We start from the raw sequence: 12,139 nt of genomic DNA, 5'->3' as shown, positions 1-12,139 counted from the left end.
GAAGGGGTTCGATGACCAGCAAGTCGCGCCGACGACTGCGCCGACGACTGTCAGCAGGCATCCTGCTGCTGGTCGGCCTGTCAGTCGCAGGTGGTGTTGCGGCCACGCTGACGCCCACACCGCAGGTCGCGGTCGCCGACGAGTCTCAGTCGGCGCTACTGCGCACGGGTAAGCAACTGTTCGACACGTCGTGCATCTCCTGCCACGGCGCCAACCTGCAGGGTGTGCCCGATCGTGGGCCCAGCCTGATCGGCACCGGCGAGGCAGCGGTGTACTTCCAGGTGTCGACCGGTCGTATGCCCGCGATGCGCGGTGAGGCTCAGGCCCCGGCCAAGCCCAAGCACTTCGACGAGGATCAGATCGACGCCCTCGGTGCCTTCGTTCAGGCCAACGGCGGTGGCCCCACGCTGCTCCGCAATGAGCACGGCGGCGTGGCCCAGGAGTCGCTGATCGGCTCCAACGTGGCCCGCGGCGGCGACCTGTTCCGGCTGAACTGCGCGTCCTGCCACAACTTCACCGGTAAGGGCGGCGCGCTGTCCTCCGGTAAGTACGCACCCGACCTCAGTGAGGCCGAGCCGGCACAGATCTACACGGCGATGCTGACCGGACCGCAGAACATGCCCAAGTTCTCCGACCGGCAGCTGTCGCCGGAAGAGAAGCGCGACATCATCGCCTACGTCCAAGAATCGACACAGGCGCCCAGCTACGGCGGCTACGGACTCGGCGGCTTCGGGCCCGGTCCCGAAGGCATGGCGATGTGGATCATCGGAATGGTCGCCGCTATCGGCATCGCGATGTGGATCGGGGCACGAGCATGACCGACAACAACCCGAAGATCCCGAGCGACGCCGAACTTGCCGAGATGTCGCGTGAGGAGCTCGTCGAGCTCGGCGGCAAGATCGACGGCGTCGAGACCATCTTCAAGGAGCCGCGCTGGCCGGTCGCAGGGACCAAGGCCGAGAAGCGCACCGAACGCCTCGTCGCATACTGGCTTCTGTTCGGCGGGCTTTCGGGCCTGGCGCTGTTGGTGATCTTCCTGTTCTGGCCGTGGGAATACCAGCCCCTCGGTTCGGAGGGTGAGTTCCTCTACTCGCTGGCCACCCCGCTGTACGGCCTCACCTTCGGCCTGTCGATCCTGGCGATCGGCGTCGGCGCGGTGTTGTTCCAGAAGAAGTTCATTCCCGAGGAGATCTCGGTCCAGGACCGCCACGACGGGCGCTCCTCCGAGCTGAACCGCAAGACCATCGCGGCCAACCTGACCGACGCCATGGAGGGCTCGACCGTCAAGCGCCGCAAGCTCATCGGCTTGTCGTTGGGTATCGGTCTCGGTGCGTTCGGGGCCGGCACCCTGGTGGCCTTCATCGGCGGGTTGATCAAGAACCCGTGGAAGCCCGTGGTGCCCACCGCAGAAGGCAAGAAGGCCGAGCTGTGGACCTCGGGGTGGACGCCTCGGTTCCACGGCGAGACGATCTACCTCGCCCGCGCGACCGGACGGCCCGGCTCGTCGCCGTTCGTGAAGATGCGGCCCGAGGATCTCGACGCCGGTGGTATGGAAACCGTCTTCCCCTGGCGCGAGTCTGACGGCGACGGCACCACCGTCGAGTCCGAGCATCACCTGACGGCGATCTCGATGGGTGTCCGTAACCCGGTCATGTTGATCCGTATCAAGCCGGCCGACATGCCCAGGGTGGTCAAGCGCAAGGGCCAGGAGAGCTTCAACTTCGGTGAGCTGTTCGCCTACACCAAGGTCTGCTCGCACCTGGGCTGCCCCTCGTCGCTGTACGAGCAGCAGACCTACCGGATCCTTTGCCCGTGCCACCAGTCGCAGTTCGACGCGTTGCACTTCGCAAAGCCGATCTTCGGTCCGGCTGCGCGCGCGTTGGCGCAGCTGCCCATCACCATCGACAAAGACGGCTACCTGGTCGCCAACGGCGACTTCGTGGAGCCCGTCGGACCGGCATTCTGGGAGCGCAAATCATGAGCCCTGACCTTGCCAAGATCGCTGCCGCGCAAGGCGATGCGATCGATTCCCGCTACCACCCCTCGGCCGCGGTACGCCGCCAGCTGAACAAGGTGTTCCCCACCCACTGGTCCTTCCTGCTGGGTGAGATCGCGCTGTACAGCTTCATCGTGCTGCTGATCACCGGTGTCTGGCTGACCTTGTTCTTCGATCCGTCGATGGCACACGTCACCTACGACGGTGTGTACCAACCACTTCGCGGTGTGCAGATGTCGCGGGCCTACGAGTCCGCACTCGACATCAGCTTCGAGGTGCGCGGCGGTCTGTTCGTCCGCCAGATCCACCACTGGGCCGCACTGATGTTCGCCGCATCGATCATGGTGCACATGGCGCGCATCTTCTTCACCGGTGCGTTCCGCCGCCCGCGTGAGGCCAACTGGGTGATCGGCTCGCTGCTGCTCATCCTGGCGATGTTCGAGGGCTACTTCGGTTACTCGCTGCCCGACGATCTGCTGTCCGGTATCGGTCTGCGCGCCGCACTGTCGTCGATCACCCTGGGCATGCCGATCATCGGCACCTGGCTGCACTGGGCGTTGTTCGGCGGGGACTTCCCCGGCGAGATCCTGATCCCGCGCCTGTATGCACTGCACATCCTGCTGCTCCCGGGCATCATCCTGGCCCTCATCGGTGCGCACATGGCGCTGGTGTGGTTCCAGAAGCACACCCAGTTCCCCGGCCCCGGCCGGACCGAGCACAACGTCGTCGGCGTACGCGTCATGCCGGTGTTCGCGGTGAAGTCGGGTGCGTTCTTCGCTCTGATCACCGGTGTGCTCGGCCTCATGGGCGGCCTGCTGACGATCAACCCGATCTGGAATCTGGGGCCCTACAAGCCGTCACAGATCTCGGCCGGTAGCCAGCCCGACTTCTACATGATGTGGACCGAGGGCCTGGCGCGTATCTGGCCGGCATGGGAGTTCTACCCGTTCGGCCACACCATCCCCGCGGTGGTCTGGGTCGCGTTGATCATGGGCGGTGTCTTCGGCCTGCTGATCGCCTATCCCTTCATCGAGCGGAAGGTGACCGGCGACGACGCTCACCACAACCTGCTGCAGCGTCCGCGTGATGTGCCGGTGCGTACCGCCATCGGTGCCATGGCGATCGCGTTCTACATGGTGCTGACCCTGGCCGCGATGAACGACATCATCGCGTTCAAGTTCCACATCTCGCTGAACGCGACCACCTGGATCGGCCGTATCGGCATGGTGGTCCTCCCGGCGATCGTGTACTTCATCACCTACCGGTGGGCGATCTCCTTGCAGCGCAGCGACCGTGCGGTGCTGGAGCACGGTATCGAGACCGGCATCATCAAGCGCCTGCCGCACGGTGCCTACGTCGAGCTGCACCAGCCGCTGGGACCGGTCGACGACCACGGTCACCCGATCCCGTTGGAGTACCAGGGTGCTGCCCTGCCGAAGCGGATGAACAAGCTCGGTTCGGCCGGTTCACCCGGCACCGGCAGCTTCTTGTTCGCCGATCCGGCTGTCGAGCACGAGGCGCTCACCGAGGCCGCACACGCCTCCGAGCACAAGGCGCTGACCGCTCTGCGCGAGCAGCAGGAACGAAATGGCAACGGGGACACCAACGGTCATCACTGACCACTCCCCTACCCCAAACAATCGCCGCAGCCTCTCAAGAGGTTGCGGCGATTGTTTTATGGGGAGCTGTCGGTCAGCGCTGTGCGGCGCACACCTTCAGCTGCCGTCACAGTTCGATCGCTGGCACTCCCGGAACTCGTCGGCCTCATGCCCTGGCTTCACGTACGGAGCGCTGCGGCGTTCCCACGGCGGTGATTTCGCCGTAATGCAGGCCGGGACAGCCCCGCTCAGTGCGGCTACGCGTCGAGTTGACGCAGCGCCGCGATCGGCAGCGCGACGAGGCCCGCGGTGACCACACCCGCCAGACCATAGAGGCACCAGGCAGCCACGTCACTGCCCGTAGCCATGAGATAGGTGGCCAACCCGATGGCTGCCGCCCCGACCCCGATGCCGCAGACGGTCGCCAGGAGAGACCGGAGCCACACCGCCTCGGCCGCGGCGGTAGCGCCGCCACGGTCCGCGGTGTAGCGGCTCATTGCTACCGGGGCAGCCCGGTAGCTGCCCCCGATCGGACGTGGCGAGCGGGCCGGCGGCTGGGGCCGGCGTCCGGGTTGGCGGTGGTCCGCTTGGGCCCGGGCCCGCAGCAGCAGCGGCACGGCGCCGGCGATCACCACGACGGACAGGCCGATCACGGTGTACAGCACCCAGGGAATGTCAGCACTCTCGGAGCCCTGCGGATGGCTGCGACCCAGGTCCACCAGGGCCACGACGGCCGCCACTCCGGCACCCAGCGCCGCGAGCCACACCGCGGCGCATGCGCCCAGCAAAACCCGGTCGGTGGTGTCGAGTTCGCTGACGGGCACTGGCATCAGCAGGCAGTCTGTGCGGAGTTGCTGGCGTTGGACGAGAGCACGGTGCCGTCACTTGCCGTGATCGAGCAGTTCAGTCTGCTGACCAGGAACAGGCTGGACGCCTCGACCGAGCCGACATCCGAGTTGGAGATCGGGGTCATCGTGAAGGTCCAGGGGATGTAGACGTTGCGCAGCGTGCGCCGGTTTCCGTTCCCGTCGACGTAAGTGATGGTGATGATGTCACCCGGCGCCTTGGTCCCCGTCACCGAATACGTGACCTGACGCGGTCCGGCTTGGGTGGTGGTCGGCGGCGCCGTCGTGGTATTCGGGGCCGGCGGGGGCGCCTCGTGGGTCGGCACGGGCGCGGGGGGTGGCGGTTCGGTCACCGTCACTGTCTCCGGGGGCGGCGGAGGCGGCAGTTCCTCCGATGTGGGGGGCGGCGGAGGCGGCGGCGGAGTCGTCGTGGTGATCTCGTCCTGCACCGGCGGCGCCGACGTGGTGGTACTCGTCTGTGGGGTTGCCAGGTTGGTGGTGTCGTCGTCGCGGGAAACCAGGACGCCCACCGAAGTCACCAGGGCTACCGCGGCGATGATGGCGGTGATGCCGACCACCCACGGCCAGCGCGGCGGAGGGCCGGTGTCGACGAGTTCGGTCGCCGGGTCGTAGTCGTCGTAGTCGTAGAGCGCCACATCGGCGGGTACGTAGGGCCCGCTGGTGAACTGCTCCGACTCCGGCGCGGAGTACGCCTGCGAGTAGAACTCCGTCTCGCCGTCATCCGCGTCTGCACCCGCAGCCTGACTCGGAACCTCGGGTGCGGAGTGTTTCCCGGGTTGATCCGGCAGATCAGAACCGGAGACACCGGGCTCCGGGGGATTCGGCCCGCTCATCTACGCCTATCCTTCTCGACAACTTCACTGCCACGCGGGACGAACGAATCCGTTCGCTGGTGACAGTGCCCCGGCAACATTACCGAACGAGGCGAAGCCGGCGAGTCCGGCACTGCCGGTGGCGGATGAAGTGACGGCCCGATTGTGACCTTGAGCAGGCCACACTCGGCACGTCCTAACGGTCAGTGCTTCTCGGCACCCCAGTAGTACTCGAAGACCAGGCCGCCGACGGCTGTCAGCACGAAGCAGATGCCCGCGACCATCAACCAGGGCAGCCACAGGGCGGTACCGACCGCGACGACCGAGAAGGCCAGCGCGATCAGGATGGGCCACCAGCTGTGCGGCGAGTAGAAGCCCAGTTCCCCTGCACCGTCACTGATCTCGGCGTCTTCGTAGTCTTCGGGACGGGTGTCGAGACGCCGCGCCACGAAGCGGAAGAACGTACCGGTGATCAGCGTCAGTCCGGTGGTGAGAGCGAGCGCGGTGGTGCCGGCCCACTCCACGCCACCGGTGGCGAACATCGCCGTCAGTACGCCGTATACCACCGCTGACACGGCGAAGAACGCCGTGAGGATTTCGAACAGTCGAGCTTCAATATGCATTACGTGTAGCCCCTACTTGCTCGCCTGCGGTGCCTGCTCACCGCGTCGGGTATCGAACGGGTGCGTCGTGATGGCCAGCGGCGGCTGGTTGATCGCCGCCAACGCCTCTGCGTTGGTCTTTCCCGCCTCGCGCTGGTCGATGTAGGCCTTGAAGTCAGCCGGTTCGACGACCCGGATCTCGAAGTTCATCATCGAGTGGTAGGTGCCACACATCTCCGTGCAGCGGCCGACAAATGCGCCGGTCTGCTCGATCTTGCTGACCTGGAAGATGTAGTCCGAGTTGTTGGCTACGGGCTGGGGCATCACGTCACGCTTGAAGAGGAACTCCGGCACCCAGAAACCGTGGATCACATCGGCGGAGTTGAGCTGGAACTCGATGCGCTTGCCCACCGGAACCACCAGCACCGGAATCTCGGTGGAGGTGCCCAGGGTCTCGATCTTGTCGAAGTTCAGGTAGGTGCGGTCCTCAGGGTTGAGACCGTGTACCGCGCCGACCTTCTCGTTGCCGTGCTCGTCCTTGCCCTCGGGCTTGGACGTCATCGCGGCCTTGCGCTCCGCGTCGACACCGTCGTAGTCGAACGTGCCGTCGGCGAAGTCGATCTTCTGGTAACCGAACTTCCAGTTCCACTGGAAGGCGGTCACATCGATGACGACCTCAGGATTCGGGTCCTTGTGCAGCATGCGCTCCTGGACCACCACGGTGAAGTAGAACAGCACCGAGATGATGAGGAACGGGATGACGGTCAGCGCCAACTCCAGCGGCATGTTGTAGCCGAACTGGCGCGGCAGCTCCGTGTCGCCCTTCTTCTTCCGGTGGAATGCGCTCGACCAGAAGATCAGGGCCCACACGATGGCGCCCACCACGAAGGACGCAATCACGGAGCCGATCCACAGCTCTCGGTTGAGTTTGCCCTCCGGGGTGATACCGGTCGGCCAACCGAGAGCGAGTGCGTCCTGCCAGCTGCAGCCGCTCAGCAAGAGCGCTGAGCCACCCAGGACAATGGTCAACAACGCCGCTCGGGCCACCTTCTTAAGCCCGCGAGGTGTCACGTTGGCGCCTCCTAGATCGGTATTTCGCGACCGCGACCGGTCGTTGTTTTGCGAATACTACGCAGCGTAGACCACGCCGGTCCACGGGAGTGAAGCGACTCGGGAATGACGTGGCGACAGGAGCGAAGCTACCCGGCGCGACGGCCCGGGTGGTGGTCTCGTGGAGCCGCCGGATCAGACATACTGGCGCGGTGTGCGGACTGCTCGCGTTGGTAACTGACCCATCCGACTCCTCCCGGGGTGACGTCTCCCCCGACTCCGGATCGCGGCTGGTCGACGCGGTGGCGGGCGCTTCCCACCTGATGCGTCACCGCGGCCCCGACGAGCCCGGCACGTGGGCAGATACCAGCGGAGATGCCGCCGTGGTGCTCGGTTTCAACCGGTTGTCGATCATCGACATCGCGCACAGTCACCAGCCGTTGCGCTGGGGACCCGCCGACTCGCCGGACCGTTACGCGCTCGTCTTCAACGGTGAGATCTACAACTACTTGGAACTTCGCGAGGCGTTGCGCTCCGAATATGGTGCGGTATTTCACACCGACGGTGACGGCGAGGCGATCGTCGCGGCGTACCACTACTGGGGTGCCGGCGCGCTGAGCCGACTACGCGGCATGTTCGCGTTCGCGGTGTGGGACACCGTCGAGCGTGAACTGTTCTGCGCCAGGGATCCGTTCGGCATCAAGCCGCTGTTCATGGCCACCGGGCCGGGCGGCACCGCGGTGGGCAGCGAGAAGAAGTGCCTGCTGGATCTCGCCGATCTGCTGGGACTCGACCTTGGCATCGACGAGCGGGCCGTGCAGCACTACACCGTGCTGCAGTACGTGCCCGAACCCGAGACGTTGCACCGCGGTATCCGTCGGCTGGAATCGGGCAGCTACGCACGGTTGAAGCCGGGTGGCCGTCCCGAGGTGACCCGCTACTTCGTCCCGAAGTTCGATGCGGTGCCGTTCGTCAAGGGCGCCGAGCAGTCCCGCTACGACGAGATCACCGCCGCCCTGGAAGATTCCGTCGCCAAACACATGCGCGCCGATGTCACCGTCGGGGCATTCCTGTCCGGCGGCATCGACTCCACGGCGACCGCCGCGCTGGCGATGCGTCACAATCCCCGGCTGATCACGTTCACCACCGGATTCGAGCGCGAGGGCTTCTCCGAGGTGGACGTGGCCGTCGCGTCCGCGGAAGCCATCGGCGCCCGGCATGTCACCAAAGTGGTCAGCCAGGCGGAGTTCGTCGAGGCGCTGCCCGAGATCGTCTGGTATCTGGACGAACCGGTGGCCGACCCGGCCTTGGTGCCGCTGTTCTTCATCGCCCGCGAGGCCCGCAAGCACGTCAAGGTGGTGCTGTCCGGCGAGGGTGCCGACGAGTTGTTCGGCGGTTACACGATCTACCGGGAACCGTTGTCGCTGCGGCCTTTCGACTACCTGCCACGGCCGGTGCGCAAGTCGCTGGGCAAGGCGTCCAAGCCGCTGCCGGAGGGCATGCGCGGCAAGAGCCTGCTGCACCGCGGTTCACTGACGCTGGAAGAGCGCTACTACGGCAACGCCCGCAGCTTCTCCGATGAGCAGCTACGGGCGGTGCTTCCGGGCTTCCGGCCGGAGTGGACGCACACCGACGTCACCGCACCGCTGTACGCCGAATCGCAGGGCTGGGATCCGGTGGCCCGGATGCAGCACATCGACCTGTTCACCTGGCTGCGGGGCGACATCCTGGTCAAGGCCGACAAGATCACCATGGCCAACTCGCTGGAACTGCGGGTGCCGTTCCTGGACCCAGAGGTTTTCGCGGTGGCCTCCCGGCTGCCGGTCGATCAGAAGATCACCCGCTCGACGACCAAGTACGCGCTGCGCCGTGCGCTGGAGCCGATCATTCCGCCCCACGTGCTGAACCGCCCCAAGCTGGGCTTCCCGGTGCCGATCCGGCACTGGCTGCGCGCAGGCGAGCTGATGGACTGGGCGTACGCCATGACGGCGTCCTCACAGACGGACGCCCTGATCGATCGGTCCGCGGTCCGCATCATGCTCGACGAGCACCGCAGCGGCGTCAGCGATCACAGCCGCCGGCTGTGGACCGTGCTGATCTTCATGCTGTGGCACGCCATCTTCGTCGAGCACAGCGTGACCCCGCAGATCTCCGAACCGCACTACCCGGTGCAGCTCTGAACCCCGCGGGTTCAGAGCCGCACCGCGGTATCGGCACGGTCAGGCCAGCGCTTTACCGATCTCGGCACCTGCCTCGGCGCCATAGGCGTCGGTGAGCCGCTGCACTGCCTCGGCCGGGTCCCAGGTCCATTCCTGCGGGCCGGTCGCCTCGAGCACCAGGACCGCGACCAGAGATGCCAACTGAGCCGAGCGCTCCAGGCCCAGTCCCGCACTGCGGCCGGTCAGGAAGCCCGCCCGGAACGCGTCGCCGATGCCGGTGGGGTCGGCCTGATGCTTTTCCGGCACCACGCCGACGTGCACGAACGTGCCATCCGAGCTGACCAGGTCGACCCCCTTGGCGCCGAGGGTGGTGACGCGCATGCCGATCTGGCTCATCACCTGCGCCTCGCTCCACCCCGACTTCTGCAGCAGCAGGTCCCACTCGTAATCGTTGGTGAACAGGTAGGCGGCGCCGTTGATGAGTTGGCGGATCTCCTCGCCGGAGAGCCGGGCCAGCTGCTGGGACGGGTCGGCGGCGAAGGCCAGGCCGAGCTTGCGGCACTCCTCGGTGTGCAGGAACATCGCCTCGGGATCGTTGGCGCCGATGATCACCAATTCCGGTTTCCCGACGCGGGCCACCAGATCTGCCAGGGAGATATTGCGGGCCTCCGACATGGCACCGGGGTAGAACGAGGCGATCTGGGCCATGTCCTCATCGGTGGTGCAGACGAAGCGGGCGGTGTAGGCGCTGTCGGAGATCAGCACGCTGCCGCAGTCGACGTTGGCGCCCTCCAGCCAGGTGCGGTATTCACCGAAATCCTGACCTGCGGCCCCGACGAGGGCCACGTCGCCGCCGAGGATGCCGATCGCGAAGGCCATGTTGCCCGCGACTCCCCCGCGGTGAATCACCAGATCGTCGACCAGGAAACTCAGCGACACCTTCTGCAGGTGGTCGGCCAGCAGTTGCTCGGAGAATTTGCCCGGGAACCGCATCAGGTGGTCGGTCGCGATGGATCCGGTAACTGCGATGGTCACGTAGTGCACCCCTCATTTCGTTAAGTCGGCTACATAACAGTACCCGCGCACGTCTTTCGGCGATCTGCGCGCACGGTCGTGCTTCGCGGGTTGCGCTAACCTGCGTATAACCGTATTCCCGGTCACCGTAGACGGCTGACCCACCTCCAGATCACGCGGGGAGCGTCATTTGATGACTGGTTCCTACCAGTACCCCGAGCACATTCCGCCGCAGACGTATCCCGAACCGGCGCCGACCGCACCGTCGTCCTACCCCGGCACACTGCCGCCGCCGGTGCCCTACCCGAAGCGGCGCCGCTGGCCGAAAATTCTGGCCGCCCTGCTGGTGTTCGCGGCGCTGGGAGGTGTGTTGACCGCGGTACTGGTCACCGGCCGCCGCGGACCTTCGGCACCGGTGGTGGTCTCCGACGCGCGGGCGCAGGCCGCGATCCAGGAATACCTGGATGCACTGACCGACGGAGACGCCGAAACGATTGCGCGGCACACCCTGTGCGGGTTGTACGACGGGGTGAAGGACCGCAGGGCTGATCTCGCGGTGGCCGGTCTGGCCAGCGACGCATTCCGCAAGCAGTTCAGCCATGTCGAAGTGACGGCTATCGACGAGAACGTGCCATGGTCCGCGACCCAAGCCCAGGTGCTGTTCACCATGCGGGTGGCGCCGACCGGTGGGTCCGCACGCGGACAACGCCCGATCAACGAGGAACAGCAGGGCGTGGCACAGCTACTGGTGCAGAGGGACGGGAAGAACGAGCACGTTCTGGTGTGCTCGTATGTGCTGCGCACCAGCGGCCTGTATTGACCGCCGGGCCGTCAGCTCAGGTCAGTTGAAGGAGTCGCCGCAGGCGCAGGAGCCGGTGGCATTCGGGTTGTCGATCGTGAAGCCCTGCTTCTCGATGGAGTCGACGAAGTCGATGATCGCGCCCTGGATGTACGGCGCGCTCATCCGGTCCACGACCAGCTTGACGCCGCCGAACTCGCTGGTGAGGTCACCGTCGAGGGCGCGGTCGTCGAAGAACAGGTTGTAGCGCAGGCCGGCACAGCCGCCCGGCTGCACCGCGATGCGCAGCGCGAGGTCGTCGCGGCCTTCCTGGTCCAGCAGCGCCTTCGCCTTCGTCGCCGCAGCGTCGGACAGGGTCGCACCGTGGGTTTCGGTGGTGCTGGCGTCCTGAACAGTCATAGCTCTCCCTAAGGATCCCGGGGCATCAAGGAAACGCGTGGATGTACCGCGCGTCTACTACCTCAACGGTACCTTGTTCCGACGCTATTCCCGACTTATCCACAGGCCGGGGCGTGTGGCCGGGTCACCTGCGGCGGGCAGTAACCTGGCAGTCGTGAAGCTGCTGGGCCGTAATAAGGACAACGAAGGCGAACCTGCCGGGACCGACCAGGTCACGAACGTCGGCGGGTCCGCAGAATCAACGGCGGGCACCGCGCCCAAGGGCAGGCCGACGCCCAAGCGCAATGAGGCCACCAAACGACGCGGACCGGTGGCCCCCGCCCCGCTGACCTCCGCCGAAGCCCGGGCGCGGCGCAAGGAACTGCGCGGGCCGAAGCTGTCCAAGGAAGAGCGCAAGCTCGAGCGCCTCACCCGCCGGGCCGACATGAGCGAACGCCGCGAGAAGATGATGGCCGGCGAGGAGTCCTACCTGCTGCCCCGCGACAAGGGCCCGGTTCGCCGCTACGTCCGTGACGTCGTCGACTCCCGCCGCAATGTGCTCGGCCTGTTCATGCCGGCCGCCCTGGCGATGATCTTCTTCATGCTGGCGCTGCCGTCGCTGAAGTTCCAGCAGCTCCTGTCCTACGCGATGTTGATCCTGGTGGTCGTCATGCTGATCGACGGCGTCATCGTCGGCCGCAAGGTCAACCGCATGGTGGACCAGAAATTCCCTGACAACACCGAAAGCGGTTGGAAGCTCGGTCTTTACGCGGCCAGCCGGGCCTCGCAGCTACGCCGTATGCGGGCACCACGACCAGTGGTCGACCGCGGCGACAAGATCTCTTGATGCCGTTCCAGGCGGCCT

General features: G+C 66.1%; 12 protein-coding genes. 6 read left to right on the top strand and 6 right to left on the bottom strand.

Annotation, left to right across the window (positions count from 1 at the left end; genetic code table 11):
- Positions 1-11 precede the first annotated feature (11 nt).
- Genes qcrC through qcrB form a run of 3 tightly spaced genes read left to right on the top strand, consistent with a single transcriptional unit; the run spans position 12 to position 3,615 of the window.
- Positions 12-818: a cytochrome bc1 complex diheme cytochrome c subunit gene (gene qcrC / locus G6N44_RS01425; protein ID WP_163660485.1), complete on the top strand. Its 807-nt coding sequence runs from the start codon at positions 12-14 to the stop codon at positions 816-818.
- Positions 815-1,981, top strand: a complete 1,167-nt coding sequence (qcrA, locus tag G6N44_RS01420; protein WP_163660483.1) for a cytochrome bc1 complex Rieske iron-sulfur subunit — start codon at positions 815-817, stop codon at positions 1,979-1,981. Before qcrC ends, qcrA begins: the two co-directional genes overlap by 4 nt.
- Positions 1,978-3,615, top strand: a complete 1,638-nt coding sequence (gene qcrB / locus G6N44_RS01415; protein WP_163660481.1) for a cytochrome bc1 complex cytochrome b subunit — start codon at positions 1,978-1,980, stop codon at positions 3,613-3,615. Before qcrA ends, qcrB begins: the two co-directional genes overlap by 4 nt.
- Positions 3,616-3,851: 236 nt before the next feature.
- Here the strand turns inward: qcrB and G6N44_RS01410 are convergent, their stop codons facing one another.
- The 4 genes from G6N44_RS01410 to ctaC form a co-directional block, all read right to left on the bottom strand.
- Complete coding sequence (locus G6N44_RS01410; RefSeq protein ID WP_163660479.1) at positions 3,852-4,424, bottom strand: DUF2561 family protein; 573 nt, start codon at positions 4,422-4,424, stop codon at positions 3,852-3,854.
- Complete coding sequence (locus G6N44_RS01405) at positions 4,424-5,293, bottom strand: MmpS family transport accessory protein (protein WP_163660477.1); 870 nt, start codon at positions 5,291-5,293, stop codon at positions 4,424-4,426. Before G6N44_RS01405 ends, G6N44_RS01410 begins: the two co-directional genes overlap by 1 nt.
- A gap of 182 nt (positions 5,294-5,475) precedes the next feature.
- A complete protein-coding gene (locus tag G6N44_RS01400; RefSeq protein WP_163660475.1) occupies positions 5,476-5,895 on the bottom strand; it encodes a cytochrome c oxidase subunit 4 in 420 nt (139 codons plus the stop codon).
- Positions 5,896-5,907: 12 nt separating this feature from the next.
- Positions 5,908-6,945: an aa3-type cytochrome oxidase subunit II gene (gene ctaC, locus G6N44_RS01395; protein WP_163660473.1), complete on the bottom strand. Its 1,038-nt coding sequence runs from the start codon at positions 6,943-6,945 to the stop codon at positions 5,908-5,910.
- A 191-nt stretch (positions 6,946-7,136) separates the two neighbouring features.
- Here ctaC and asnB point away from each other — a divergent pair, with 191 nt between their 5' ends.
- The gene (gene asnB, locus G6N44_RS01390; RefSeq protein ID WP_163660472.1) at positions 7,137-9,104 is read left to right on the top strand and encodes an asparagine synthase (glutamine-hydrolyzing); all 1,968 of its coding nucleotides are present in this window, start codon (positions 7,137-7,139) and stop codon (positions 9,102-9,104) included.
- Positions 9,105-9,143: 39 nt separating this feature from the next.
- Here the strand turns inward: asnB and G6N44_RS01385 are convergent, their stop codons facing one another.
- Complete coding sequence (locus G6N44_RS01385; RefSeq protein ID WP_163660470.1) at positions 9,144-10,118, bottom strand: carbohydrate kinase family protein; 975 nt, start codon at positions 10,116-10,118, stop codon at positions 9,144-9,146.
- Positions 10,119-10,290: 172 nt separating this feature from the next.
- On the opposite strand from G6N44_RS01385, the gene G6N44_RS01380 reads away from it, so the two are divergent.
- Positions 10,291-10,917 carry an Rv0361 family membrane protein gene (locus G6N44_RS01380; RefSeq protein ID WP_163660468.1) on the top strand — a complete coding sequence of 209 codons (627 nt, stop codon included), beginning with the start codon at positions 10,291-10,293 and terminating at the stop codon, positions 10,915-10,917.
- A gap of 21 nt (positions 10,918-10,938) precedes the next feature.
- Here G6N44_RS01380 and G6N44_RS01375 read toward each other — a convergent pair whose 3' ends face one another.
- Positions 10,939-11,295 (bottom strand): HesB/IscA family protein, encoded by a 357-nt coding sequence (locus G6N44_RS01375; RefSeq protein WP_163660466.1) that lies wholly within the window; start codon positions 11,293-11,295, stop codon positions 10,939-10,941.
- 145 nt (positions 11,296-11,440) lie between these two features.
- On the opposite strand from G6N44_RS01375, the gene G6N44_RS01370 reads away from it, so the two are divergent.
- Positions 11,441-12,121: a DUF3043 domain-containing protein gene (locus G6N44_RS01370; protein ID WP_372508222.1), complete on the top strand. Its 681-nt coding sequence runs from the start codon at positions 11,441-11,443 to the stop codon at positions 12,119-12,121.
- The last annotated feature ends 18 nt before the right edge of the window (positions 12,122-12,139 follow it).

Origin of the sequence: Mycolicibacterium alvei (assembly GCF_010727325.1) — a bacterium.
Lineage (GTDB): Bacteria > Actinomycetota > Actinomycetes > Mycobacteriales > Mycobacteriaceae > Mycobacterium > Mycobacterium alvei.
The sequence above is the reverse complement of the archived record's forward strand: the minus strand, read 5'-3'. Positions and strand labels throughout refer to the sequence as shown.

Bases quoted from the DNA above. Each gene is read 5' to 3' on its own strand.
- G6N44_RS01400 (WP_163660475.1), bottom strand. From the start codon at position 5,895: ATGCATATTGAAGCTCGACTGTTCGAAATCCTCACGGCGTTCTTCGCC.
- qcrB (WP_163660481.1), top strand. From the start codon at position 1,978: ATGAGCCCTGACCTTGCCAAGATCGCTGCCGCGCAAGGCGATGCGATC.
- G6N44_RS01380 (WP_163660468.1), top strand. From the start codon at position 10,291: ATGACTGGTTCCTACCAGTACCCCGAGCACATTCCGCCGCAGACGTAT.
- G6N44_RS01375 (WP_163660466.1), bottom strand. From the start codon at position 11,295: ATGACTGTTCAGGACGCCAGCACCACCGAAACCCACGGTGCGACCCTG.
- qcrC (WP_163660485.1), top strand. From the start codon at position 12: ATGACCAGCAAGTCGCGCCGACGACTGCGCCGACGACTGTCAGCAGGC.
- G6N44_RS01405 (WP_163660477.1), bottom strand. From the start codon at position 5,293: ATGAGCGGGCCGAATCCCCCGGAGCCCGGTGTCTCCGGTTCTGATCTG.
- G6N44_RS01410 (WP_163660479.1), bottom strand. From the start codon at position 4,424: ATGCCAGTGCCCGTCAGCGAACTCGACACCACCGACCGGGTTTTGCTG.
- qcrA (WP_163660483.1), top strand. From the start codon at position 815: ATGACCGACAACAACCCGAAGATCCCGAGCGACGCCGAACTTGCCGAG.